This is a genomic window from Phycicoccus sp. DTK01, assembly GCF_017312765.1.
Taxonomy (GTDB): domain Bacteria; phylum Actinomycetota; class Actinomycetes; order Actinomycetales; family Dermatophilaceae; genus Phycicoccus; species Phycicoccus jejuensis.
In genome coordinates this window covers 430,322-454,657 of record NZ_BOPU01000002.1, presented here as the reverse complement: position 1 = coordinate 454,657, position 24,336 = coordinate 430,322, and the positions used below count along the sequence as shown (strand labels likewise).

26 protein-coding genes are annotated in these 24,336 nt (G+C 74.4%); 9 read left to right on the top strand and 17 right to left on the bottom strand.

Features of this window, described 5'->3' with window-relative positions; translation table 11 throughout:
- Positions 1–6: 6 nt before the first annotated feature.
- The 3 genes from J3473_RS05930 to fbaA all read right to left on the bottom strand — a co-directional run bounded on the left by J3473_RS05930 (position 7) and on the right by fbaA (position 2,671).
- Positions 7–783 (bottom strand): hypothetical protein, encoded by a 777-nt coding sequence (locus tag J3473_RS05930; RefSeq protein WP_207022318.1) that lies wholly within the window; start codon positions 781–783, stop codon positions 7–9.
- A gap of 289 nt (positions 784–1,072) precedes the next feature.
- Complete coding sequence (locus J3473_RS05925; protein WP_207022317.1) at positions 1,073–1,480, bottom strand: DUF3151 domain-containing protein; 408 nt, start codon at positions 1,478–1,480, stop codon at positions 1,073–1,075.
- A 159-nt stretch (positions 1,481–1,639) separates the two neighbouring features.
- Positions 1,640–2,671 carry a class II fructose-bisphosphate aldolase gene (gene fbaA / locus J3473_RS05920; RefSeq protein ID WP_207022316.1) on the bottom strand — a complete coding sequence of 344 codons (1,032 nt, stop codon included), beginning with the start codon at positions 2,669–2,671 and terminating at the stop codon, positions 1,640–1,642.
- Positions 2,672–3,173: 502 nt separating this feature from the next.
- On the opposite strand from fbaA, the gene J3473_RS05915 reads away from it, so the two are divergent.
- The 8 genes from J3473_RS05915 (at position 3,174) to J3473_RS19715 (ending at position 11,371) form a co-directional block, all read left to right on the top strand.
- Positions 3,174–5,549: a chemotaxis protein CheA gene (locus J3473_RS05915; protein WP_207022315.1), complete on the top strand. Its 2,376-nt coding sequence runs from the start codon at positions 3,174–3,176 to the stop codon at positions 5,547–5,549.
- A complete protein-coding gene (locus J3473_RS05910) occupies positions 5,546–5,968 on the top strand; it encodes a chemotaxis protein CheW (protein ID WP_207022314.1) in 423 nt (140 codons plus the stop codon). Before J3473_RS05915 ends, J3473_RS05910 begins: the two co-directional genes overlap by 4 nt.
- 77 nt (positions 5,969–6,045) lie before the next feature.
- Positions 6,046–7,668: a methyl-accepting chemotaxis protein gene (locus J3473_RS05905; protein WP_207022313.1), complete on the top strand. Its 1,623-nt coding sequence runs from the start codon at positions 6,046–6,048 to the stop codon at positions 7,666–7,668.
- Positions 7,668–8,054, top strand: coding sequence for a PleD family two-component system response regulator (locus J3473_RS05900; RefSeq protein ID WP_207022312.1), 387 nt, complete (start codon positions 7,668–7,670; stop codon positions 8,052–8,054). The genes J3473_RS05905 and J3473_RS05900 overlap by 1 nt, the downstream gene beginning before the upstream one ends.
- A 17-nt stretch (positions 8,055–8,071) precedes the next feature.
- Positions 8,072–9,175, top strand: coding sequence for a chemotaxis response regulator protein-glutamate methylesterase (locus J3473_RS05895; protein ID WP_242525710.1), 1,104 nt, complete (start codon positions 8,072–8,074; stop codon positions 9,173–9,175).
- On the top strand, positions 9,172–10,005 hold the full coding sequence (locus tag J3473_RS05890; protein ID WP_207022310.1) for a protein-glutamate O-methyltransferase CheR: 834 nt from the start codon (positions 9,172–9,174) through the stop codon (positions 10,003–10,005). Before J3473_RS05895 ends, J3473_RS05890 begins: the two co-directional genes overlap by 4 nt.
- Positions 10,002–10,457 (top strand): chemotaxis protein CheX, encoded by a 456-nt coding sequence (locus tag J3473_RS05885; protein ID WP_207022309.1) that lies wholly within the window; start codon positions 10,002–10,004, stop codon positions 10,455–10,457. Before J3473_RS05890 ends, J3473_RS05885 begins: the two co-directional genes overlap by 4 nt.
- Complete coding sequence (locus J3473_RS19715) at positions 10,454–11,371, top strand: response regulator (protein WP_207022308.1); 918 nt, start codon at positions 10,454–10,456, stop codon at positions 11,369–11,371. Before J3473_RS05885 ends, J3473_RS19715 begins: the two co-directional genes overlap by 4 nt.
- A 90-nt stretch (positions 11,372–11,461) precedes the next feature.
- Here the strand turns inward: J3473_RS19715 and J3473_RS05875 are convergent, their stop codons facing one another.
- The 9 genes from J3473_RS05875 to J3473_RS05835 all read right to left on the bottom strand — a co-directional run bounded on the left by J3473_RS05875 (position 11,462) and on the right by J3473_RS05835 (position 18,154).
- Positions 11,462–12,703 (bottom strand): RNA polymerase sigma factor, encoded by a 1,242-nt coding sequence (locus J3473_RS05875; RefSeq protein ID WP_207022307.1) that lies wholly within the window; start codon positions 12,701–12,703, stop codon positions 11,462–11,464.
- Positions 12,700–13,065: a YciI family protein gene (locus J3473_RS05870; protein ID WP_207022306.1), complete on the bottom strand. Its 366-nt coding sequence runs from the start codon at positions 13,063–13,065 to the stop codon at positions 12,700–12,702. Before J3473_RS05870 ends, J3473_RS05875 begins: the two co-directional genes overlap by 4 nt.
- The gene (locus tag J3473_RS05865; RefSeq protein WP_207022305.1) at positions 13,062–13,442 is read right to left on the bottom strand and encodes a YciI family protein; all 381 of its coding nucleotides are present in this window, start codon (positions 13,440–13,442) and stop codon (positions 13,062–13,064) included. Before J3473_RS05865 ends, J3473_RS05870 begins: the two co-directional genes overlap by 4 nt.
- The gene (locus tag J3473_RS05860; protein ID WP_207022304.1) at positions 13,439–13,801 is read right to left on the bottom strand and encodes a YciI family protein; all 363 of its coding nucleotides are present in this window, start codon (positions 13,799–13,801) and stop codon (positions 13,439–13,441) included. The genes J3473_RS05865 and J3473_RS05860 overlap by 4 nt, the downstream gene beginning before the upstream one ends.
- A 126-nt stretch (positions 13,802–13,927) precedes the next feature.
- Positions 13,928–14,977, bottom strand: coding sequence for an LLM class flavin-dependent oxidoreductase (locus tag J3473_RS05855; RefSeq protein ID WP_207022303.1), 1,050 nt, complete (start codon positions 14,975–14,977; stop codon positions 13,928–13,930).
- 28 nt (positions 14,978–15,005) lie between these two features.
- The gene (locus J3473_RS05850; RefSeq protein ID WP_242525709.1) at positions 15,006–15,659 is read right to left on the bottom strand and encodes a TrmH family RNA methyltransferase; all 654 of its coding nucleotides are present in this window, start codon (positions 15,657–15,659) and stop codon (positions 15,006–15,008) included.
- Positions 15,660–15,669: 10 nt separating this feature from the next.
- The gene (locus tag J3473_RS05845) at positions 15,670–16,404 is read right to left on the bottom strand and encodes an amino acid ABC transporter ATP-binding protein (protein ID WP_306790178.1); all 735 of its coding nucleotides are present in this window, start codon (positions 16,402–16,404) and stop codon (positions 15,670–15,672) included.
- Positions 16,401–17,276 (bottom strand): amino acid ABC transporter permease, encoded by an 876-nt coding sequence (locus tag J3473_RS05840; protein WP_030526416.1) that lies wholly within the window; start codon positions 17,274–17,276, stop codon positions 16,401–16,403. The genes J3473_RS05845 and J3473_RS05840 overlap by 4 nt, the downstream gene beginning before the upstream one ends.
- Entirely contained in the window at positions 17,273–18,154 is an 882-nt protein-coding gene (locus J3473_RS05835) for an ABC transporter substrate-binding protein (protein WP_207022302.1), read from the bottom strand. Before J3473_RS05835 ends, J3473_RS05840 begins: the two co-directional genes overlap by 4 nt.
- Positions 18,155–18,367: 213 nt before the next feature.
- On the opposite strand from J3473_RS05835, the gene J3473_RS05830 reads away from it, so the two are divergent.
- Entirely contained in the window at positions 18,368–19,051 is a 684-nt protein-coding gene (locus tag J3473_RS05830) for a DedA family protein (protein WP_030526414.1), read from the top strand.
- A 437-nt stretch (positions 19,052–19,488) separates the two neighbouring features.
- Here J3473_RS05830 and J3473_RS05825 read toward each other — a convergent pair whose 3' ends face one another.
- Genes J3473_RS05825 through J3473_RS05805 form a run of 5 tightly spaced genes read right to left on the bottom strand, consistent with a single transcriptional unit; the run spans position 19,489 to position 24,287 of the window.
- A complete protein-coding gene (locus J3473_RS05825) occupies positions 19,489–20,115 on the bottom strand; it encodes a response regulator transcription factor (protein ID WP_030526413.1) in 627 nt (208 codons plus the stop codon).
- The gene (locus J3473_RS05820; protein WP_207022301.1) at positions 20,112–21,356 is read right to left on the bottom strand and encodes a sensor histidine kinase; all 1,245 of its coding nucleotides are present in this window, start codon (positions 21,354–21,356) and stop codon (positions 20,112–20,114) included. Before J3473_RS05820 ends, J3473_RS05825 begins: the two co-directional genes overlap by 4 nt.
- A complete protein-coding gene (locus tag J3473_RS05815; RefSeq protein ID WP_036828639.1) occupies positions 21,353–22,153 on the bottom strand; it encodes an ABC transporter permease in 801 nt (266 codons plus the stop codon). The genes J3473_RS05820 and J3473_RS05815 overlap by 4 nt, the downstream gene beginning before the upstream one ends.
- Entirely contained in the window at positions 22,150–23,022 is an 873-nt protein-coding gene (locus J3473_RS05810; protein ID WP_207022300.1) for an ABC transporter ATP-binding protein, read from the bottom strand. The genes J3473_RS05815 and J3473_RS05810 overlap by 4 nt, the downstream gene beginning before the upstream one ends.
- Entirely contained in the window at positions 23,019–24,287 is a 1,269-nt protein-coding gene (locus J3473_RS05805) for an MFS transporter (protein WP_207022299.1), read from the bottom strand. Before J3473_RS05805 ends, J3473_RS05810 begins: the two co-directional genes overlap by 4 nt.
- Positions 24,288–24,336: the final 49 nt, after the last annotated feature.

Here is a 24,336-nt window from a genome sequence, read left to right as displayed (position 1 = left end):
GGACGGTCAGCGGCGCCGCTCGGCGAGCACCCACCCCAGCTGGAAGCGCGAGTCGACGCCGTTGACGGCCATGAGACGCGACACCCGGCGCCGGACCGTCCGCAGGCTCACCCCGAGGTGGCGGGCGATGGCCTCGTCCTTGATGCCCAGCCCGAGCAGCTCGACGAGCCGGGGGTCGTCGTCACCCCCCGCAGCCCCGCCCCGCGGCACCGGCGATGCGTACCGCCACGCGAGGTCGAAGTAGTCCGTGTACAGACGCACGACCAAGGGGTCGCGCAGCAGCACGTACCCCGAGTCCGGGTCGTCCCAGCCGCCGAGCGCGACGACCGCGCTCTCGCCGAAGACGGCGAACTCGGTCGCGGTCGCGGGCAGCAGCCGCTGGTCCTCGCCGGCCTCGGCCCACACCCCGAGCCAGCGCTGGCCGGCGAGCGTCGTCAGGACGTCCGCCGGGTAGATGGCCCGCTGCGTGTCCCCCCGCTCGATGCGCTCGCGGTTGGCCCGCACCGTCGACTCGTCGAGCGCCGGCCCCCGCTCCACGGTCAGCACGAAGGTGCGGACCATCCCGCGGCTCTCGCGCAGGAGGTGGTTGACCACGGCCGGCGACACCGACCCGGCGAGCGGCTCGACCCGCATGTCCAGCGCGCCGAGCGTGCGCGACGTGACCTCCGCGAGCAGCCCCGCCGCCTCGTCGAGCTCGCGCTGGCGCGACTCGGTGCGCTCGCGCTCGCGCCGCAGGTGCTCCTCGAGCAGGAGCATCATCCTGCCGTCTTCGTGGTCGACCACGGTGCCCCCCGACGATCGGCGCACACCCCTGCACGCCCCTGACGTGGCCGTTTGCTGCCACTGACCGCCTAGTGTCGCACGTCACACGAGCGACCGGGCACGATGGACGAACGCAGCCGAGGACGCAGGGGACCACCGGGCGACGAGCGTTCCGTGCGAGAGCGGAGCGCGCAGCACCCGGTGGTGCGACTCGGCGGCGGGCAGGGCCCGGGTGTCGACGACAGCCGGGCCCTCGTCCGGTTCCGCGCGTGCGGGGACGCCGCGCCGCGGGACTCGGCGCGGCGGCGGGTCAGAGCCCCAGCTCGCGCGCCCCGGTCGCGCTCGAGGCGCGGAGGAACTCGGCGCAGCGGTGCCGCTCCTCCTCCTCGCCGATGGCCCCGGCCGCCTTCGCCAGCGCGGCGAGCGCGCGCAGGAAGCCGCGGTTGGCCTCGTGCTCCCACGGCACCGGGCCCTGGCCGCGCCACCCGCTGCGCCGCAGCGCGTCGAGACCGCGGTGGTAGCCGGTGCGCGCGTACGCGTAGGCCTCGACGACGCGGTCGTCGGCGAGGGCGTCCTCGGCGAGCACCGCCCACGCGAGGGACGAGGCGGGCTGGGCGGCGGCCACCTGGTCGGGGGCGACCCCGTCCTCGAGCGGCCGGGCCGCGGGGTCGTCGGGCAGGTGGGTCGGCGGGATGCCGAGGAGGTCGCTCGTGCTCATGGCCCCACGCTAGCCGCCCCCGTCCGCCGTCAGAGGGGCCCACCCACCCGTCGAGTGAACAGGACACGCCGCCCGGACGTGGGTCCGGACGGCGTGTTCTGCTCACTCGACGGGGTGAACCGCGAGGAGGGAGGTGCGGGTGCTGCGGTGGGAGCGGGCTCAGCCCTGGTGCGTCCCGGCGGAGCGGAGGTTCTGGCAGGCCTCGACGACGCGCTGCGCCATCCCGGCCTCGGCCTCCTTGCCCCACGCACGGGGGTCGTACTGCTTCTTGTTGCCGACCTCGCCGTCGATCTTGAGGACGCCGTCGTAGTGGCGCAGCATCCAGTCGGCGACCGGGCGGGTGTACGCGTACTGCGTGTCGGTGTCGACGTTCATCTTGACGACGCCGTAGTCGACCGCGTCCGAGATCTCCTGCGGGAGCGAGCCCGAGCCGCCGTGGAAGACGAGGTGGAAGGGCTTGCTGCCGGCGTCGAGGCCGAGCTCGGAGGCGGCGGCCTCCTGGGCGGCCTTGAGGACCTCGGGGCGCAGCTTGACGTTGCCCGGCTTGTAGACGCCGTGCACGTTGCCGAAGGTCAGCGCGGTCATGTAGTAGCCGTTCTCGCCCGAGCCGAGCGCGCGCACGGTGGCGACCGCGTCGTCCGGGGTGGAGTACAGCTTGTCGTTGATGGCGTTCTCGACGCCGTCCTCCTCGCCGCCGACGACGCCGACCTCGATCTCGAGGATGACCTTCGCGGCCTTGCACTGCGCGAGGAGGTCCTCGGCGATGCGCAGGTTCTCGTCGAGCGGCACGGCCGAGCCGTCCCACATGTGGGACTGGAAGATCGGCAGGCCCCCGGCCTTGACGCGCTCGGCCGAGGCGGCGAGCAGCGGACGGACGAAGGTGTCGAGCTTGTCCTTCGGGCAGTGGTCGGTGTGCAGCGCGATGTTGACCGGGTAGTTCTTCGCGACCTCCTCGGCGTAGGCGGCGAGCGCCTTGGCGCCGGTGACCATGTCCTTGACGGTCGAGCCGGAGGCGTACTCGCCGCCGCCGGTCGAGACCTGGATGATGCCGTCGGAGCCGGCCTCGGCGAACCCGCGGATCGCGGCCGTGATCGTCGAGCTCGACGTGATGTTGATGGCCGGGTAGGCGAACGAGCCGTTCTTGGCCCGGTCGAGCATGTCGGCGTAGACCTCGGGCGTTGCGATGGGCACGGTGTTCTCCTCGTGACGTGGTGGTGGCCCTACGCCCCCGATCCTTCCACCATCCGCGCGGCGCCGCGCGAGCCTGTCCGTACCCACGGGTAGTGGTGCCGGCCACCCCGCGCACGACGAACGGGGCGGCACCGATGTCGGTGCCGCCCCGTCAGCGGTCTCGCCCGGTCCCTGCACCGGAGTCGTCCGCCAGGAGGCCGAGGCCTCCGTCGTGTCGGTTGGGAAACCCCCTGCGGTTTCCGTCCCTGCGCGTGGCCCAGTGTGCGCCGTCCGCGGCCGGATGTCCATGCCTTGTGCGGGAAATCGTCATTCCGACGACGGAATTCGTTGCTCGCCGTGCCGCACGGTGCCGATGTGGCCCGTGGGGCGGCTGGGCGAGCGGCCGGACGGTGTCTTGCGCGCTTCTTGACCGAATCTTCGTCAACCGGCGGGCGCGCGGTGTCGATGCGTCGGGTGACAGATCCCGGCACCCCGCCGGGACGACCACGCACGGAGGTGGGTCGTGGACGACGGGATGGACGAGATCATCCACGAGTTCCTCGTGGAGTCCCACGAGAACCTGGACCAGATCGATGTCGACCTGGTCGCGCTCGAGAAGGACCCGGACGCCCGCGACCGGCTGGCCCGTGTCTTCCGGGCCGTCCACACGATCAAGGGCACCTCGGGCTTCCTCGGCCTGCCCATGCTCGAGCACGTCGCCCACGCGGGCGAGACGCTGCTCGCCTCGCTGCGCGACGGGGACCTCTCCCTGACCACCGACCGTGCGAGCCTCCTCCTCGCGACCGTCGACGCCATCCGCGACGTGCTCGCCTCGGTCGAGGCCGGGCACGGCGAGGGCGGCAGCGACTTCTCCGAGCTCGTCGAGGCCCTGCACCAGTCCGTCCTCGACGACACCCCCCTGACCCTCCCCGGCCCCGCCGGGGACGGGGTCCCGGGGGCCGGCCAGGCTCTCCCCCCCGCCGGCGCCGCCCCCGAGACCGCCGGTGTCGCCGCCCCATCCCCCTCCACGGCGGCGGCACCGGCACCTCCCCCCGAGGCCCCCGCGGCCCCGGTCGCCCCGGCCTCCGCGCCCGTGGCGGCCGTCGCGACCGTGCTGGCGAGCCCGGCCCCGGTCGTCGAGGACGCCGGCGACGCCGGCGGCCGGCGCGGCGCCGCCGAGTCCTCCGTGCGCGTCGACGTCGCGGTCCTCGACTCGCTGATGCGCCTCGTCGGCGAGCTCGTCCTCACCCGCAACCAGCTCTCGGCCCACGACGGCTCGCCGGGTGGCGGCGCCGGGCGCGCCGGGTCCGCGGCGAGCGAGGACGGCCGCATCGCGATGGGCTCGATGATGCAGCGCCTCAACGTCGTGACGAGCGACCTCCAGGACGCCGTCATGAAGGCCCGGATGCAGCCCGTCGACACCGTGTGGGCCAAGTTCCCCCGCGTCGTGCGCGACCTCGCGACCGCCTGCGGCAAGGACGTCGCCCTGACGATGCTCGGCCGCGAGACCGAGCTCGACCGCGGTCTCGTCGAGGCCATCCGCGACCCCCTGACCCACCTCGTCCGCAACGCGGTCGACCACGGCATCGAGGCCCCCGAGGTCCGCACGAAGGCGGGCAAGCCGGCCACCGGCACCCTCGTCCTGCGTGCCTCGCACGAGTCCGGCCGCGTCGTCATCGAGCTCGAGGACGACGGCGCCGGCATGGACCCCGACGTCATCCTCGCGAAGGCGCTCGAGCGCGGCATCGTCTCGCCGGCGCAGGCCGCGGCGATGGCGCCCCACGAGGCCTACGCCCTCGTCTTCCGCCCCGGCTTCTCGACGGCCGCGGCGGTCACCAACGTGTCCGGCCGCGGGGTCGGGATGGACGTCGTCAAGACCAACATCGAGGCGATCGGTGGCACCGTCGAGCTCTCCTCGAGCGTCGGCCGCGGCACGACCTGCCGCCTGACCCTCCCGCTCACCCTCGCCATCGTCCCCGCGCTCATCGTCGTCGTCGGCGAGCAGCGCTACGCGGTGCCGCAGACCCTCGTCCGCGAGCTCGTCGTCGTCCACGACGGCGGCCACGCCGTCGAGAACGTCGCCGGCGTCCAGGTGCTGCGCCTGCGCGAGCGCCTCCTCACGCTCGTCGACGGCCGCACCGTCCTCGAGGCCCCCGCGGGCCCGCCCGGCGCCATCGTCGTCCTCGACGTCGACGGCAAGGTGTTCGGGCTCGTCGTCGACGAGGTCCGCGACACCGAGGAGATCGTCGTCTCCTCGCTCGGCGAGCACCTCGCCGGCACCGAGGTCTTCTCGGGCGGCACGATCCTCGGCGACGGCGCGGTCGCGCTCATCCTCGACGGCGCCGGCCTGGCCTCGCTCGCCCTGACCGGCGAGCTGCGCGAGGAGCTGCGCGACACCGGCGCCGGCGCCTTCACGAGCACCCAGGAGAGCGCGCGCCGCCTCGTCGTCGTGCGCGCCGACGGCGACCGCAACATCGCGATCCCGCTCGACGTCGTCACCCGCCTCGAGGACCTCGACGACGAGAGCGTCGAGCGGCTCGGCGAGGGCTGGGCCGCCCGCTACCGCGGCGGCATCATGCCGCTCGTCGAGGTCTCCGCCCTCGTGAGCGGCCTGCGCGTCGCCGGCCGCGGCTCGCGCTCCTCGACCAAGGACGGCCGCCGCTCGGTCGTCGTCGTCCACCACGGCGACCGGCCGGTCGGCCTCGTCGTCGACGCGATCGTCGACATCAACGTCGAGGACGGCGACGTCGCCGCCCAGGAGGGCCGGCGCGGTCCGGGAGTCGTCGGCGGCGCCGTCGTCGGCGGCCGGCTCGTCGAGATCCTCGACCTCGACGCGGCCGTCCGGGCCGCCGGCACCACCGTCGCCGCCCCCGCCCACCTCGAGGAGGTCCCGGCGTGAGCGCCGCCACCTACGTCACGTTCAGCCTCGGCGAGCACCTCGTCGGCCTGCCGGTCGAGCGCGTCCAGGAGGTCCTCGGCGCCCTGCCGATGACCCCCGTCCCGCGGGCCGACCGCCGCGTCGCCGGGCTGCTCAACCTCCGCGGCCAGGTCGTCACCGGCCTGGACCTGCGGGCCCGCTTCGCCCTGCCGCCCGCCGAGGACGACGAGAGCGCCGGCACCGTCGTCGTGCGCACGCCCGGCGGCCCGGTCGCGCTCGTCGTCGACCGGATCGGCGACGTCATCCAGGTCGACGGCATGCAGCCGCCGCCCGCGACGCTGACCGGCCCGATCCGCGACCTCGTCCGGGGCGCCTACGTCCTCGCCGACTCCCTCCTCCTCGACGTGCGCCTCGACGCGGTGCTCGCCCTCGACCGATGACCGCCACCCAGCCCACCGCGCTCCGGCACCGCCCGGGCACGACCGATCTCACCCGCCCGCCCTCCGGAGGACACGCCATGCCTTCCCGCTCCTTCCCACCCCTCGCCTGGTTCTCGGACCTCAGGCTGACGACGAAGATGCTCGTCACGCTCGGCTCGTTCGTCGTGGCCGCCGCCGTCGTCGCGACCGTCGCCATCGGCGGCCTCGGCGCGGCCTCCGACGCCGCCGAGGGCATCCGCGCGGACGGCGTCCTCGCGATGACCGCCCTCGGACGCGTCCACCAGGAGGAGATCAAGTCCCGCCTGCGCCTCACCGAGCTCGCCCTCACCGCACCCGGCTCGGCCGCGCAGCGGGCGGCCTCCGACGCGCTCGCGGAGACCGACGCCGACCTCGCCCGCTGGCGCGCCGAGTACCAGAAGCTCGAGGACGCCGGCGGTGACGGGGGCAGCAAGGGCTGGACCGGGTACAGCACCAACTGGGACGCCTTCATGAGCCTGCGCGACAAGACCCTCCTCCCGGCCCTGCAGCGCGGCGATGTCGACACCTTCCGCACGCTCATGGCCTCCCAGGGGCAGCCGCTCATCTCGGCCGCGGCCGACGCGCTCGACGCCGAGGAGGCCTCCCGGCTCGCGACCGCCAAGGCCGAGGTCGACGCCACCCAGGCGCAGACCGCGAGCACCGGTCGCACGGTGTGGCTCGTCCTTCTGCTCGGCGGACTCGTCGCCACCGCGCTCGGCGTCGGGATGATGCGCTCGGTCGGCCGCTCGGTCCGCTCGGTCTCCCGCGGCCTGCAGGCCATGCGCGACGGTGACCTCACCGTCCGGGCCGAGGTGCTGAGCGGGGACGACCTCGGCGTCATGGCCGAGACCTACAACGAGGCCGCGGCCGGCGTCCGGACGATGCTCACCGAGATCGCCCGCAACGCCAGCGCCCTCAGCCACGTCTCCTCGACGATGTCGTCGGTCACGCAGGGCATGGCCCGGGGCGCCGACAGCCAGGCGGCGAGCTCGCGCAACACCGCCGCCGCCGCCCACCAGGTCAGCGCCAACGTCCAGACGGTCGCCGCCGCGACCGAGCAGATGGCCGCCTCGGTCGGCGAGATCGCCCACTCCGCCAACGCGGCCGCCCGCGTCGGCCAGGAGGCGGTCGCCCTCGCCGCGCAGACCAGCCAGACCGTCGCGAGCCTCGGTGAGTCCTCGACCCAGATCGGCACCGTCGTCGAGACGATCGAGAAGATCGCCGAGCAGACCAACATGCTCGCCCTCAACGCCACGATCGAGGCGGCCCGGGCCGGCGAGCACGGCCGCGGCTTCGCGGTCGTCGCCAACGAGGTCAAGGAGCTGGCCCGCGAGACCCGCCGGGCCACCGCCGAGATCCAGGTCCGCGTCTCCTCCATCCAGTCCGACGCCGAGGCCGCCGTCGCGGCGATCAGCCGGATCGACGGGGTGGTCGCGCAGATCAACGACCACCAGACGACGATCGCCTCCGCCGTCGAGGAGCAGACCGCCACGACGTCCGAGATGTCGCGCAACGTCGCGGACGCCGCGACGGGCACCGGCAGCATCGCCACGAGCATCGCCGAGGACGCCGAGGTGCAGGCCCGCGCGGCCGACGGCGTCGCCACCGTGCGGACCACCGCGAGCGAGGTCGAGTCCATCTCGATGACGCTCCGCGCCGCCGTCGACCGGTTCGCCGTCTGATGCGCGCGCTCGTCGTCGACGACAGCCGCACGATGCGGACGCTGCTCTCGCGCATCCTCGTCGGGATGGGGTTCGAGGTGAGCCAGGCCGGTGACGGCCAGGAGGCCCTCGACGCCGTCGCGGCGATGGAGGCCGACGGCACGCTGCCGGACGTGTGCCTCATCGACTGGAACATGCCGGTCATGACCGGGCTCGAGTTCGTCGTCGCGGTCCGGGCCAACCCGGCCTGGCGCGACATCAACCTCATGATGGTGACGACCGAGTCCGAGCACGGCCAGATCGTCCGGGCGCTCGCGGCCGGGGCCCACGAGTACCTCATCAAGCCGTTCCCGCCGGAGGCCATCGAGGAGAAGCTCCAGCTCCTCGGCCTCGTGCCCGTGTCATGACCATCACCGTCGTCCACGTGGACGACTCCCCGACGGTGCGCCGGGTCGTCAGCGAGGCCCTGCGCGGCCTGCCGGACGTCGAGCTCGGTGGACAGGCGGTCGACGGCCGCGAGGGGCTCGCGCTCATCGACCGGGTGCGACCCGACGCGGTCGTCCTCGACATCGAGATGCCCGTGATGAACGGCATCGAGACGATGCGCGCGCTGCACAAGAGCCACCCGACCCTGCCGGTCATCATGTTCTCGACGCTCACCGAGCGCGGCGCCCGGGCGACCTTCGACGCCCTCGCCGCCGGCGCCCGCGACTACGTGACGAAGCCGAGCAGCACGGGCGGCCTCGTGGAGTCCGTCGCGACCATCCGCCGCGAGCTCGGGGAGCGCCTCGTCGCCCTCTGCCCGCCGAAGCCCGCCGCGCCGGCCGTCCCGCCCGCCCGCGTCCGGGCCCTCGCCGAGCACCCGGCCCGGCGGCGCGAGCCGGCGGCCCCGGTCGCACCCGGCTCGCTGCTCACCGAGCACGCGCAGCGGGTCGACGTCGTGGCCATCGGCTCCTCCACCGGGGGCCCGGAGGCCCTCGCCGTCGTCCTCGACGGCCTGCCCCGGACCCTGCCCGTGCCCGTCGTCGTCGTCCAGCACATGCCGCCGGTCTTCACCCGGCTGCTCGCCGAGCGCCTCGACCGGTCCTCCGCGCTGCGGGTCGTCGAGGCGACCGACGGCGAACGGCTCCGGCCCGGCGTCGTCCACATCGCCCCCGGCGACCGCCACCTCACCGTGGTCGCCTCCGCCGGCGCGGCCACCGTCGTCCTCACCGACGGCGAGAAGGAGAACCACTGCCGGCCCGCGGTCGACGTGCTCTTCCGGTCGGTCGCCCGCGTCTACGGCTCCCGCACCCTCGCCGTCGTCCTCACCGGGATGGGCGCCGACGGCGCCGCCTCGGCCGGCGACGTCGTGCGGGCCGGCGGCGTCGTCTACGCCCAGGACGAGGCGACGTCGGTCGTCTGGGGCATGCCGGGCCAGGTCGTCGCGGGCGGCCACGCCTCGCGCGTCCTCCCCCTGAGCGCCGTCGCCCACACCATCGCCCACCGCGTCACGGTGGGCCGAGCCAGCCACGGGGGTGCGGCATGACCGTCCTCGACGCCGCCGACTTCGACCTCTTCGCCCGGATCGTCCAGCAGGACAGCGCGATCGTCCTCGAGCGCGGCAAGGAGTACCTCGTGAGCGCCCGGCTGACCCCGGTCGCCACGAAGGCCGGCCTGCCGAGCCTCGCGGCCCTCGCGAGCCGCCTGCGCTCCCGGCCCACCGACCCGATCCGCTCGGACATCGTCGAGGCGATGACGACGAACGAGACCTCGTTCTTCCGCGACATCCACCCCTTCGACGCGCTCGCGAAGGTCGTCATCCCCGAGATCGTCTCGACGCCCCGCCCCGACCGGTCCCTCAACATCTGGGCGGCCGCGTGCAGCTCGGGCCAGGAGCCGTACTCCCTCGGCATCACCGCGCTGGAGTCCCTGCCCGTCGGGTGGCAGGCGCGCATCACGGCCACGGACCTCTCGCCGCAGATGGTCGAGCGGACCCGGAACGGGCGCTTCAGCCAGCTCGAGGTCGGCCGCGGGCTGTCGGCGGGCCGGCTCGTCCAGCACTTCCAGCGGACCGGGACCGAGTGGGAGGCCTCGCCGCAGCTGCGCTCGATGATCCTCGCGCGCACGCTCAACCTCGCGGCGCCGCTCCCGCTCATGCCGCGGTTCGACGTGGTCTTCCTGCGCAACGTCCTCATCTACTTCGACGTCGCCACGAAGGCCGCCGTCCTCGGCGCCGTCCGGTCGGTGCTGCGCCCCGGCGGCTACCTGTTCCTCGGCGCCGCCGAGACGACCCTCGGGCTGGACGCCGGGTTCGAGCGCAAGGCGCTCGGCCGGGCCATGGCCTACCAGCTCACCCAGAGAGGCGGTCCCCGATGACCAACGCCAGCCCCATCGAGGCCGAGTACCTCGACTCCATCGTCTCGACCGTGTGGGAGTCGCTCTTCGGCGAGCCCACCGTCGCGACCCCGGCCTCGCCGGCGCCCCCCGACTCGGTCCGGGCCCAGGTCGACATCCGCGGCTCGTGGAGCGGCTCGGTCGTCGTCAGCTGCACCCGCGACGTCGCCTCCGGCCTGACCCGCGACCTGCTCGCCCTGCCGCCGGACCTGCCGCCCGCCCCGGACGAGGTCCGCGACGCCCTCGGCGAGATCGCGAACATCGTCGCGGGCAACGTCAAGTCCCTGCTCCCCGACCACGCGACCCTCGGCCTGCCCGAGGTGCACCAGGACGGCTCCGCCGAGCCGTCCGGGCCCGACACCGTCGCCGCCACCTACCTCGCGACCGCCGGCAACCTGCGGGTCGCCGTCACCACCCTGGAGGACCCCCGATGAGGCTGCTCGTCGTCGACGACTCCCGCGTCATGCGCCAGATCGTCACCCGTACCCTGCGCCAGGCCGGCCACGGCGGCCACGAGATCGTCGAGGCCGAGAACGGCCGCGTCGGGCTCGAGCTCGTCGCGTCGCACCGGCCGGACCTCGTCCTGTCCGACTGGAACATGCCGGAGATGACGGGCATCGAGTTCCTCGAGGCGCTGCGCGCAGCGGGCGACGCGACCCCGTTCGGCTTCATCACCTCCGAGGGCTCCTCGCTCATGCGGGTCCAGGCCCTGCAGGCCGGGGCGCTCTTCCTCATCGGCAAGCCCTTCACGGCCGAGTCCTTCGCCCTCCACCTCGACCCCGTCCTCGGCCGCGGCGCGCACGCCCCCGTCGCGACGGTCGCGGTCGAGGAGCGGGTCGCCGGCCACACCGGCCTGCCGGAGCGCAAGGAGGCGCGCGACCTGCTCGAGCGCCTCCTCGCGCGCGACTGCGCGGTCGACTCCGCGGTCGGCCACCCCGTCCCCGGCGACCGGCGCACGACCACCGCGGAGCTCGTCGGCGACGACGGCCACCTCGCGGCGCTCTTCGTCGCCGACCACGAGCTCGTCGTCCGGCTCGGCGCGTGCCTGTCGCTGACGCCTGCCCCGGCGGCCGAGGGCCTCGTCAAGGACGGGGAGACCACGCCGCCCGTCGAGTCCGCCTTCTCGGAGGCGCTCAACGTCTTCACCTCGCTGTTCAACGGCGGCGGAGGACCGCACGTCAGGCTCGGCCGCGTGTGGTTCAACGCGGCCCCGCCGCCGGAGGTGCTCGCACCGATGGAGGGTTCACTGACCCGCGACGACATGGTCGTCACGGTCTCGGGGTACGGGGCCGGCCGGCTCTCGGTCGTGCTCCCGGCGACGGCCGTCGCGACGAGCGGCGCTGCCTGACGCTCGTCGACCCCGGCGCAGGCCCGTCGGGGCCGGGCACCCTCCCGCGGCGTGGGGAGGCGGTGCCCTGCCCCGGCGGGTCCTCGCGCGTCACCCGGCGGCGACGGCCTCGCGCCGGGTAAGCAGGTGGGCGCGCTCGACGTCGTTGCCGCACAGCCGGATCGCCTCGTCGAACGCGGCGAGCGCCGCGTCGTCCCCGGCGCGGGCCAGCAGCTCGGCGCGGACCGCGGCGAGCCGGTGGCTGCCGGCGAGGGCCTCGTCGAGGCCGTCGAGCGCGGCGAGCCCGGCCCTGGGACCGTCCCTCTCGGACAGGGCCACGGCCGCGGCGAGCCGGGCGCTGGGCGACGGGTTGACCTGCAGCAGAGCCGCGTAGGCCTCGCAGATGCGGTCCCAGCGCGTGGCGTCGGAGGTCGGCGCGAGGGCGTGCTCCGCAGCGACGAGGGCCTGGAGCCGGTAGGACTCGACGAGCGGGTCGGGGCTCGGCGCCACCCCGGCGAGCAGGTCGACCGCCTCGGCGACCTCGCCGTGGTGCCACAGCCCGCGGTCCTGGTCGGGCAGGAGGACGAGCCCGCCCTCCGCGTCGACCCGCGCGTCGCGCCGCGAGTGCTGGAGCAGGACGAGCGCGAGGAGCGCGCGCAGCACGGGCTCGTCGGGCACGAGTGCGTGGGTCACCCGCACGAGCCGGACGGCCTCGCCGGCGAGGTCGGCCCGCAGCAGGTCCGGGCCCGAGCCCGGGGCGTAGCCCGCCGTGAACGCGAGGTAGGCCACCTGCGCGACGACGCGCAGCCGCCCGGGGAGGTCGCCGCGGCCGGGCACCGCGTAGGGGATGCCCGCGGCGACGATCTTCTTCTTGCCGCGCGTGATCCGCGCCGCCATCGTCGGCTCCGGCACGAGGAAGAGGCGCGCGATGTCGGCCGTCGAGACGCCGACGACGAGCCGCAGCGCGAGCGCGCTCGCGACCTCGGGCCCGAGGGCCGGGTGGCAGCAGAGCAGGACCAGGCGCAGCCGGTCGTCCTCGACGAGACCTCCGGGGTCGACCATCGCCCCTCCTCCTGTCCCGCGCTCGGCCTCGACGACGAGCAACGGCTCCTTGCGGGCGGCCATCGCCTCCCCGCGCAGCCGGTCGAGCACCCGGCGCCGGGCCGCGGTGAGCAGCCAGGCGGCGGGCTTGTCGGGGGCGCCGTCGGCCGGCCACCGGCGGGCGGCCGACTCGACGGCGTCCCCGAGGGCGTCCTCGACGAGGTCGAGGCGGCGGAACTGGCCGAGGAGGAGCGCCACGAGGCGCCCCCACTCGTCCCGGACCGTCGCCGCGAGGACCTCGTCGGCCGTCACAGCGGGGTGTGGTCCGGGATCTCGACGACGGGGCGGATCTCGACGGTGTACGCGCTCGGCAGGAGCCGGGCCGCGGCGATGGCGGCGTCGAGGTCGGGGAGCTCGACGTCGTAGTAGCCGCCGACCTGCTCGGCGAGCTCGACGAACGGTCCGTCGGTGACGACCCGGTCCTCCGCAGCGCCGGGCGCCAGCGTCGTGGCGGTCTCGGCGTCGGCGAGCGGCGCCCCCGAGATGCGCCGGCCGTGGGTGTCGACGTACCGCTCGAAGGCGTGGTGCGCGTCGAAGTACGCCTGCTGCACCTCGGCGGACGCCTCGGACCAGTCACCGGGCTCGTACGCGACGAGGACGACGTAGCGGGTCACGACGCACCGCCGTGGTCGTGCTCGCCGTCCTCGACGAGGTCCCGGAACTCGAGGTGCTCGCCGCGGGTCGCGAACTCGGTGCACAGGCGCACGAGGGCGGCGCGGTCGTCGGTCTCGAGGAGGTAGAAGCCGACGACCTGCTCGGCCGACTCCGTGAACGGGCCGTCGGTGACGAGCACGCCGCCGGAGCCGTCGGGGCGCATCGAGAGCGCTCGCTCGGACGGCGTGAGCGGCGAGACCGCGAGGATGCGGTGGCCGCCGGCGGCGAGGTCGCGGTGGAACCGCTCGTGCGAGCGCATCCCCTTCTCGTGCTCCTCGGGCGGCAGCTGCGCCCACTCGGCCTCGGGCGCCGGCAGGAGGACCAGGTGGCGGCTCACGCGGGCCGGTCCTCGGGCTGCACCGTGCGACGCACCTCGACGGTGTCGCCGAGGGCCGCGATGATGCGGCAGCAGTCGAGCAGGTCGTCGAGGTCGTCGGACTCGACCTGGTAGAAGCCACCGACCTGCTCGGCGGTCTCGGTGAACGGCCCGTCGGTCACGGGGCCGCCACCCCCCGGGATGCGCTTGGCCTCGCTCGTGGCGTGCAGCTCGGCGCCGCCGGTGATGCGGTGGCCGCGCTCGGTCAGCTGCTGGGCGAAGCGGCCGTACTCGGCGTAGCCGGCGGTGCGCTGCTCGGCGTCCATGGTGGTCCACCAGCGGTCGGTGTCACCGACGATGAGGACGACGTACTCGGGCATCGGGGTCTCCTTCGGGACTGCGGGCCGCCGGGTGCGGCCTCGTCCCGATGACGCGCGGGACGGGCCGACCTCGACAGGTCTACCGGACTTTTCCCGTCGCCGCTCCGGACGCCGCGCCGCGGCCCCTCAGGCGAGGGCGTCGGCGAGCAGCCGGAGCGTCTCCTCGCGGGCCGGGGCCCGGTCGGCCGGCGTGCCGGCCACGGCGCCCGCGACCGGGTGGACCATCACCTCGTCGACCCCGAAGGTCTGCGCGAGGTCGCGCACCTGCGCGGCGGCCTCGTCCGGGGCGCCGACGACCCAGCGGCCGACCATCTCGGCGCCCAGGGCCTCGTGGGCCGGGGGCACCTCGAGCGCCTCGGCCTCCTCGACGAGCAGCTGGGCGGCGAGACGCTGGCCGGTGCGCAGCGCCACCATCGAGCGGACGTTGGGCAGGGCGAGCCGCTGCGCCTCCTCGGCGGTGGGGGCGACGACGACGTTGACGGTGAGGAGGGTCCGCGGCTCGGGGTGCGCCTCGGAGGGCTGGTACTGGGACCGGTAGAGGGCCAGCGCCTCCGCCGTGCCGCGGCCGGAGAAGTGGTGCGCGAAGACGTAGGGCAGGCCCCGGGAGGCGGCGAGCCGGGCCGAGAAGTCCGACGAGCCGAGGAGCCACACGGTGGGGACCGAGGTGGCGCGCGGGGTCGCGCGCAGGACGTGCTCGCCGCTGGGCAGGCGGATCCCGACGCCGTCGGGCGACATCATCGCGAGGACGGTGTCGACGTGGTCGGGGAAGCGCTCGGCGGCGTCCGCCTCGACGCCCCCGCCGCCGCTGCGCAGCGCCCACGCCGTCACCGGGTCGGTGCCGGGGGCGCGGCCGAGGCCGAGGTCGACACGGCCGGGGAAGGCGGCCTCGAGCAGGGCGAACTGCTCGGCGACGACGAGCGGGGCGTGGTTGGGCAGCATGACGCCACCCGACCCGACCCGGATGCGCTCGGTGGCGGCGGCGACCATCGCGGCGAGCACCGGCGGGTTGGTCGCGGCGACGGCCGGCATGTTGTGGTGCTCGGCGAGCCAGTAGCGGTGGTACCCGTGCTCGTCGGCGACCCGGGCGAGGGCGCGGGTGGCGGCGAGCGCGTCGGCGGTGCTCTGGTCGGAGCGGACCGGCGCGAGGTCGAGGACGGAGAGCGTGGGGGTGGTCACCGAGGGGTCAGCGACCTCCGCCCCGGCGCTATTCCGTGGGGCCGGTCACGGGACGCTGGTCGAAGACGTGCCGGCGCACCCACGCGTGCATCGCGACGGCGGCGGCCGCGCCGGCGTTGACCGACCGGGTCGAGCCGAACTGGGCGATGTGCAGGACGACGTCGCACACCTGCTGCATCTGCGGGGTCAGCCCGGCCCCCTCCTGACCGAGGACGAGGACGCAGGCCCGCGGCAGGTCGTACGTCTCGAGCGGCACCGACCCCGGCACGTTGTCGACGCCGACGAGCGGCAGCGGTGCGCCGCCCTCCCCCGCCGTCGCCGCCCAGGCCGCGAGCGCCGCCGCGTCGGGGTGGTGCACCTCGTGCTGGTAGCGGTCGGTGACCATCGCCCCGCGCCGGTTCCAGCGGCGCTTGCCGACGACGTGGAAGGCCGCGACGTTGGTGGCGTTCGCCGTGCGCACGACCGAGCCGATGTTGAGGTCGTGGCGCCAGTTCTCGATGGCGACGTGCAGCGGGTGCCGGCGCGTGTCGAGGTCGGCGACGACGGCGTCCATCCGCCAGTACCGGTACCGGTCGACGACGTTGCGGCGGTCACCGTCACGCAGCAGCTCGGGGTCCCAGTGGTCGCCCTCCGGCCACGGCCCCTCCCAGGGCCCGACCCCGACCTCGCGCTCGTCCTCCACGCGCAGCAGGCTAGGCGTGCACACGGGCGAGGAAGCGGCGGGTCCGCTCCTCGCGCGGGTCGCCGAGCACCTGCTCGGGCGGCCCCTGCTCGTGGACGACCCCGCCGTGGAGGAAGCACACGGTGTCGGCGACCTGCCGCGCGAACCCCATCTCGTGGGTGTTGAGGACCATCGTCATGCCCTCGTCCTTGAGCTCGCGCAGGAGGTCGAGGACCTCGCCGACGAGCTCGGGGTCGAGGGCCGAGGTGACCTCGTCGAGCAGCATGAGCCGGGGCTGGTTGACCAGGGCCCGGGCGATGGCGACGCGCTGCTGCTGGCCGCCGGAGAGGTCGTCGGGGCGGGCGGAGGCCTTCTCGGGCAGGCCGACCCGCTCGAGCATCGCCATCGCGCGCTCCCTGGCCTCGGCCTTGGCGACCTTGTGGACCCGGATCGGCGCGAGGGTGATGTTGTCGAGCACCGACAGGTGGGGGAAGAGGTTGTAGGCCTGGAAGACGACGCCCATCCGGGCGCGGACGGCGTCGGCGTCGACCCGGGGGTCGGTCACGTCCTCGCCGTCGAGGGTGATGCGCCCGTCGTCGACGACCTCGAGGAGGTTGACGCAGCGCAGCAGCGTCGACTTGCCCGAGCCGCTCGCGCCGATGAGGACGACGACCTGCCCCTCGTGCACCGAGAGGTCGAGGCCGCGCAGGACCTCGGTCTCGCCGAACGACTTCCGGACGCCCTCGAGCCGCAGCACCTCGCTCACAGCATCCCTCCCGCGCCGTGGAAGCCCTGCCGGCGCGCGACGTGGTCGGTCAGCCGGGCCATCGGGATGGTCAGGCAGACGAAGAGCGCACCGGCGACGACGTACGGGGTGAAGTTGAAGTCGAGCGCGGTCTCGATCTGCGCCGCCCGGATGGCGTCGATGACGCCGAGGACCGCGATGAGGCCGGAGTCCTTCTGGAGCGAGACGAGGTCGTTCATCAGCGGCGGCACGACCCGTCGGACGGCCTGCGGGAGGACCACGTGGCGCATCGTCTGCCCGTAGGACAGGCCCAGCGAGCGGGCGGCGGCCCGCTGCGACGGGTGCACCGACTCGATGCCGGCGCGGAAGACCTCCGCCACGTAGGCCGAGTACGACAGCACGAGCGCGCAGGCGCCCCAGAACAGCGCCGACGACGGCAGGCCGGACAGCCGCAGCGCCGGCGCGCCGAAGCCGAGGACGAAGATGACGAGGAGCAGCGGCAGGCCGCGGAAGAGGTCGACGTACGCCGTCGCGAAGAGCCTCAGCGGGAACGCGACCGGGCCGCGGACGGTGCGCATCACGGCGAGCGTCAGGCCGAGGACGGCGATGACGACGCCGCAGGCGAGCATCACGCGGATGTTGAGCCAGAGGCCGTCGACGACGGCGGGGAAGGACTCGACCGCCTTGTCCCAGTCGAGGAACGTGTCGCGGACGCGCGGCCACCCGGGCGAGGTGACCACGAGGGCGACGACGACCCCGACGAGCAGCAGCGTCGAGACCGCCGAGATGCCGGCCGACCGCACCGCCCGGCCGCGGCGGTAGCGCCGTCGCTCGAGCTCGAGGGCGGACGGCTGCGCGTCGGACCCCGTCGCCGGTGCTGCCGGGGTGGTCACTTCAGCTCGGGGGCGCCCTGCGTCGAGAGCCACTCGCCGACGAGCTTCTCGAGCGTGCCGTCGGCGCGCAGGGCGTCGACGGCGGCGGTGACGCAGGGGGTGAGGGAACTGCCCTTGTCGAGCACGGCGCCGAACTGCTCGGGCGTGCCCTGCGCGGGCAGCTGGCCGACGATGACGCCGTCGTCGAGCTGGGCCGCCGTCATGTAGAAGCCGGTCGGCAGGTCGACGACGATGCCGTCGATCTGCTGGTTCTTCAGGGCCTGGACGGCGAGGTCGTTGGTGTCGAAGACGGCGACCTGCTCGGTGGGGGCGATCTGCTGCGTGGCGGCGGTGTAGGACGTGGTCCCCACCTGGGCGCCGAGCCTGGCGCCCTTGAGGTCGGCGACCGAGGTCTTGCCGTCGATCGGGCTGCCCTTGTACGTGATGACGGTCTGGCGCACGTCGTAGTAGCCGGAGGAGAAGTCGACGGCCTTCTTGCGGTCGTCGCTGATCGAGACCTGGTTGAGGTCGAGGTCGAAGGTCTTCGGGCCGGGGGCGATGGCCGTGTTGAACGGCACGACGGCCCACTGCACCTTGTCCTCGGCGTAGCCGAGCTTGTCGGCGATCGCGTACGCGACGGCCGACTCGTAGCCCTTGCCGTTGGAGGGGTCGTCGTCGACGAACCACGGGCCGTAGGCCGGCTTGTCGGTGCCGACGGTCAGCGTGCCGGCGGTGAGGGTCTTCAGCGCGTCGGGCGTGCAGCCGGCGAGCGGGTCGGACGAGGTGCCGCTCGGCGTCGCGGAGGCGGCGGGCTGCTCGTCGACGGGGGCGCCGCAGCCGGCGAGCGCGAGGGCGGCGGCCGCGAGGGCGGGGACGACGAGGCGAGGACGTCGGGTCATGCTGGGCTCTCTTCCGGGGGCGCGCCGTGGACCTGCGCGTTCACGCGCGAGAGTAGCCGCGAGGGACGGATCGCGTCGCGGGTGTCCATCCGCGCGGGGCTTTCCGCAGGGTCGCCCGCTGCTCCGCCCGGCTCGTCCGGCGGGAAGCCACAGGTGGCGCACAGCGTCGAGCGGCCGCGCGGTCATGGCGGAGCACCTACCCTTGGGGCCGTGATGCACTCCCTCGGGCCCAACTGGATGGACCCCCAGTACCTCCTCGACACCTACGGGTCGGCGTTCTTCTGGATCTCGCTCGCCATCGTGTTCGTCGAGTGCGGGCTGTTCTTCCCGATCCTGCCGGGGGACTCGCTCCTCTTCGCCGTCGGCCTGTTCGTCGCGAGCGGCCAGCTCCAGGTCAACCTCTTCGTCGCGATGGGGGCGCTGTTCGCGGCCGCCTTCCTCGGCAACGTGGTCGGCTACGAGCTGGGCCGCAGGCTCGGGGCGCCGCTGCGCAACCGGGACGGGCGGATCATCAAGCGCCAGTACTTCGACAAGACCGAGGAGTTCTTCGACCGGTACGGCGCCAAGGCGCTGGTGCTCGGGCGGTTCGTGCCCATCGTGCGCACGTACATCACGGTCGTCGCCGGGATCGGCCGGATGGAGCGGCGCCACTTCTTCACCTGGTCCGCCGTCGGCGCCGCGCTCTGGGTGGGCGTCGTGACCCTCGCCGGGCACTTCCTCGGCAACGTCGCGTTCGTCAAGGACAACCTCGAGGTCGTCATCCTCGCGATCGTGCTCGTCTCCGTCGTGCCGGTCGTCATCGAGTGGCTGCGCCACCGCCGCGCCGCCGCGATGTCGCCGGCCGAGGCGCGCGCGGAGTCCGACGAGGTCGTCGACGAGCTCGAGCAGCGCCCCTGACCCCGGCCCCGCCCACCGGGTCGAGGTGAAACCCGACCCCCTGACGGTCTCTTGTCACCTCGACCCGCTGCTCCCCTTGCCCGGTCGAGGTATCCGGCCGCCGTCAGACGTGGGCCGGATACCTCGACCCACGCCACGCGCGGCCGGTCGAGGTGGAACCCGACCCCCTGACGGTCTCTTGTCACCTCGACCCGCCGCGCCCGACCTCAGGGCATGTCCCCCACGACCGCTGTCGTTCGCCCCTCATCCCGGAGCAACTGGGATGAGCGGCACTCCTCGGCCGCTCGTCATGGTTGCTCCAAGCCACGACGCGAGCGGGACGAGCGGTGCGCCACGACCGCTCGTCATGGTTGCTCCGGTATCGGAAGCGAACGACAGCGGCCGGTAGGGGTCGTTCCGCTCGGGCCGCGGCCCGCTCGCTCGGCGGCGGGCGGCCCTCAGCCGAGGTCGATGAGGCCGCGACGGTGGGCCTCGGTGACCGCCGCCGTGCGGTCCTGCACCCCGAGCTTGGCGAAGGCGCGCAGGAGGTGCGTCTTGACGGTGGCCTCGCCGATGAAGAGCTGCCGTCCCACCTGGGCGTTCGACAGCCCGCGGGCCACGAGCCCGAGCACCTCGACCTCGCGCGCGGTGAGGTCCGGGACCGCCGGCGCCCGCAGCCGGTCCGCCAGCCGCGCCGCGACCGGCGGCGCCAGCACCGTCTCGCCGCGCGCCGCCCGCCGGATGGCGTCCGTGAGCAGCGACGTCGGCGCGTCCTTGAGCAGGTACCCCCGCGCCCCGGCCTCCACGGCCCGGACGATGTCGGCGTCGGTGTCGTAGGTCGTGAGGACGAGCACCTGCGGCGCGGACGGCATCGAGCGCAGCCGGGCGGTCGCCTCGGCTCCGTCCATCACGGGCATCCGCAGGTCCATGAGGACGACGTCGGGCTCCAGCCGCGGGACGAGCGCGAGCGCCTCGGCGCCGTTGCCCGCCTCCCCGACGACGTCGAGGTCGGGCTCCTCGCCGAGCACGGCGACCATCCCGGCCCGGACGACGGGATGGTCGTCGACCACGAGCAGACGGATCACCGGGGTACCTCCAGTCGCAGGGTCGTGCCCGAGCCGGGCACGCTCGTCAGGTCCACCTCGCCGCCGACCTGGGCGGCGCGGGCCCGGACCCCGTCGAGGCCGAAGCCCCTGCGGTCGGCGCCCGTGTCGAACCCGCGGCCGTCGTCGCACACCGTGAGGACGACCCGCTCGGGCTCGTAGGCCAGCGACACCGCGACGTGGCCGGCGGACGCGTGGCGCCGGACGTTCGAGAGCGCCTCCTGGGCCGTACGCAGGAGGACGACCTCGGCGACCCCGCCGAGCGGCGCCGGCTCGCCGTCGACCGTCACCTCGGCGCGCATGCCGGTCTCGCTGCTCACGGCGTCCCCGAGCCGCTGCATCGCCTCGACGAGCGTGCGCGACTGCAGGTGCCCCGGGGTGAGCTCGGCGACGATGAGCCGCGCCTCCGCGAGGTTGTCGACGGCCGTCCGCTCGACGAGCGAGAGCCGCTCGCGGGCCGTCGCGACGTCGCCGCGGGCCAGCGCCGCGTCCGCCGCGCGGGTCAGCGTGACCACCGACGTGAACCCCTGCGCGAGGGTGTCGTGGATCTCGCGTGACATCCGCTCCCGCTCCTCCTGCACCCCCCGGTCCCTCTCGACGACCGCCAGCCGGGCCTGGGTGGCGCGCAGCTCGTCGATGGTCGCCGCCCGCCCCTCGGCCTCGGCCACGATCCGGTTGATGAACAGCCCGAGGGCCAGCGACAGGCTGAGCGAGATGACCGTGCTGATGAGGATGTTGACGAGGCCCTGCCCCGAGAAGTCGGACTGCACCCAGCGCAGCCCCCCGAAAAGCACGAGCGCGAGGACGGTGCCGCGCACCGCGTTCGGCACCTCGAGCATCGCCCACATCTGCGGGAAGAGCGCGAAGAAGAGCAGCCAGCTCTGGGTCTCGGGGTCGACCGCCTGGATGCCGAGCAGCGCGGCCCACGCGACCACCTGGTAGGCGACGGCCCAGCGCTCGCCCTGGTGCCGCAGCGCCCGCGTCCCGAGGACGACGTAGGCGAGGCCGACGACCACCAGCAGCGCGTACGTCGGGAACCGACCGTGCCGCGGGGCGTCATCGAGCGCCGTGACGACGACCGCCGCCACCCACACCGCGGCGAACACCCCGTGCCAGTAGGGCTCCTGCCGCCGCCACATGGCCGTGAGGTCCTGACGCGAGCTGGGCTGCACCGCCTCGTCGTCCACGTCGACCATCATGACGCCCCGGGGTCGCTCGCTCACACCGTGCCGCGCTTGAACCACGTGAACGTCGTCAGGCAGAGGACCAGACCGGCGACCGCCCACCCGGCGAGGACGAGCAGCACCCGACCGGGCTCCCACGAGCCGGCCATCTCGGCCGAGGCGAGGCCGTCCGGCAGGAACACCGCCCGCATCCCCTGCGCGATCCACTTGAGCGGGAAGACCGACGCCACCTGCTGCAGCCACTGCGGCACGTCGGTGAAGGCGATGTACACACCGCTGATGAACTGGAGGACCAGCTGCGGGCCGATGACCACCGCGCCGATGGAGCGCGACGACGCGAGCGACGAGTACGCGATGCCGAGCACCGTGCCCCCGAAGACGCCGAGCGAGAACACGCCCGCGAAGAGCAGCCACCGACCACCGGTGTCGGGCAGCGGCACGTCGAAGGCGAGCCGGGCCACGAGCAGGAGCAGCACGACCTGGACGAGCGAGGTGCACACGACGAGACCGACCTTGCCGAGGAAGTACGCGGCCGGCGGCATCGGCGTGGCGCGCAGCCGCTTGAGCGTGCCGTCGTCGCGCTCGGCGGCGACCGACATCGCCATCGTCTGGAAGCTCGTGAGGATGACGCCGGCGGCGACCATCCCCGGGAGGAAGTAGCGGGCCGCGGTCATCCCGGTGCGAGCCGAGTCCTCGAACTGGCTCGAGAAGATCACCGAGAACAGGAGCAGCAGGAGGATCGGGAAGAGGAAGGAGAAGAAGACGGCCTCCTTCTCGCGCGAGTACATCTTCAGCTCGACGGTCGTGCGGTCGACACCGAGGGCGAGGGTGTTCATGCGGGCACCTCCTGGCGCTCGGTCGTGACGTGGGGGGCGATGAGCCCGAGGTAGGTGTCCTCGAGCGAGGGACGGGTGACGGTCAGCTCGGGGACCTCGCCGCCGAACCGGGCTGCGAGGGAGGCGACCTCGGTGGTGGGCGTCCCCGTGCGGACGGTGCGCCGGGTGCCGTCCTCCTCCCACGAGACCGTCGCCTCCTGGGACTGACGGCCGCCGAGGGCGGCCGGGGTGTCGAGCGCGAGCAGCCGCCCACCGGCGATGACGCCGACCCGGTCGGCGAGGTGCTCGGCCTCGTCGAGGTAGTGCGTCGTCAGGAGGATGGTCGTGCCGCCCTGCGCGAGGCCGCGGATCAGCTCCCAGAAGTCGCGGCGGGCCTGCGGGTCGAACCCGGTCGTCGGCTCGTCGAGGAAGAGCAGCTCCGGCCGCCCGACGATCCCGAGCGCGACGTCGAGCCGGCGTCGCTGGCCCCCGGACAGGCCGGTGATGCGGTCGTCGGCCTTGGCGCCGAGACCGGTCGCCTCGATGACCTCGTCGACGTCGCGCGGCGTGGCGTAGCACCGGGCGGTGCTGCGCAGCGCCTCGCGCGGGGTGAGCAGGTCGAGGCCGCCCGAGGTCTGCAGGACGATCCCGATGCGGTCGCGCCAGGCCCGGCCGGCGCCGTGCGGGTCGGTGCCGAGGACGGAGACCTCGCCGCCGTCGCGGTCGCGGAAGCCCTCGAGGATCTCGACGGTCGTCGTCTTGCCGGCGCCGTTGGGGCCGAGGAGGGCGAAGACCTCGCCGGTGTGGACGTCGAGGTCGAGGCCCGCGACGGCCCGGTGGCTCCCGTACGTCTTGGTCAGCTCGCGGATGCGGATGGCTGTCTCGCTCATGCCTCCAGCGTGCTCGGACCGGGCGTGCTCCGGGACGCCCGGGTGGTGGACGCGCCGTCCACCGACCGGTGGACGACCCAGGCGGCGACCCCCGCCACGAGCAGGGTGCCGGCACCGGCGACGAGGTAGGCCGCGCGCGGGCCGGCGAGCGTCCCGACCGTCCCGCCGAGGACCAGCGCGAGCGCCCCGGCGGCACGCGAGAGGCCGCTGACGAGGGCGACGACGGCGCCTCGGTGGTCGGCGTCCAGCTCGTCGAGGAGGAGGCCGAAGACGAGGGCGTTGACCGCGCCGAGCAGGAGGCCGAGCCCCAGCCCGAGCGCGAGGTAGGTGAGGTAGCCGGGTGACACCGACTGCCCCGCCTGGCCGAGCCCGATGAGGGCCATCGACGCGAGGACGGCCCGGACCCGGGAGGTGCGCGAGGTCGCCGCGCCGGAGAGCACGGCGCCGACCACCGCCGCCCCACCGTGGACGGCCTCGGCGAGCCCGAACTGGGCAGCCGACGCGCCGAGGACGTCCCGGAGCAGGAACACCTCGACGGCGTTGACGGACTCGAGGGTGACCACGAGCGGGAGCAGCGCCAGGACGAGGACCCCCAGGACGGGGTCGGCGCGCAGCGCGGCCACCCCGTCCCGCGGGAGCAGGCTCGAGGTCCACCGGCGAGGACCGGCGGAGGCCTGGGCGGCGCGACGCTCACGGGCGACCCGAGGGAGCGCCACCGCGGCACCCGCCAGCACGAGGAAGGTCGCGGCGTCGAGAAGGAGCGCCGTGGACGGCCCTCGCCACTGGACGAGCACGCCGCCGAGACCGGCACCCGCCGGCCCGGCCACCCCTCGCACCGCCTGCTGGAGGGCGACGACGCGGCCCGCCGCCCCACCGGGGACGAGGCGCGGCACGACGGCGGTCCAGGAGGGGTTGCCGAGCGCGAAGCCGGTCTGGAGGACGGCGACCAGGGCGAGGGTGGCCACGAGCCCGTCGACGGTCGCGAGGGCGGCGGCCGCCCCGGCCTGGACGAGCGCCGTCACGCCGAGCACGCGACGGGGGTCGGCACGGTCGGCGAGCGCGCCGGCCGGTCCCATGAGCAGGACGACCGGGACGGCGAAGGTCCCGAGGAGCAGCGCGACGGCCCACGGCCCCTCCCCCGAGGCATGGACCCGCAGGAGCAGGGCGACCATCGCCGCCGAGTCCCCGGCGACACCGACCGCGGCCGCGAGCACCGTGGTGCGGACGGCCCGCACCGACATCACGTCGCGGTAGTTCCGAAGCATCTCTTTCACAGTTGTGAAGGTAGTCCTTCACGAATGTCGAGGTCAACTA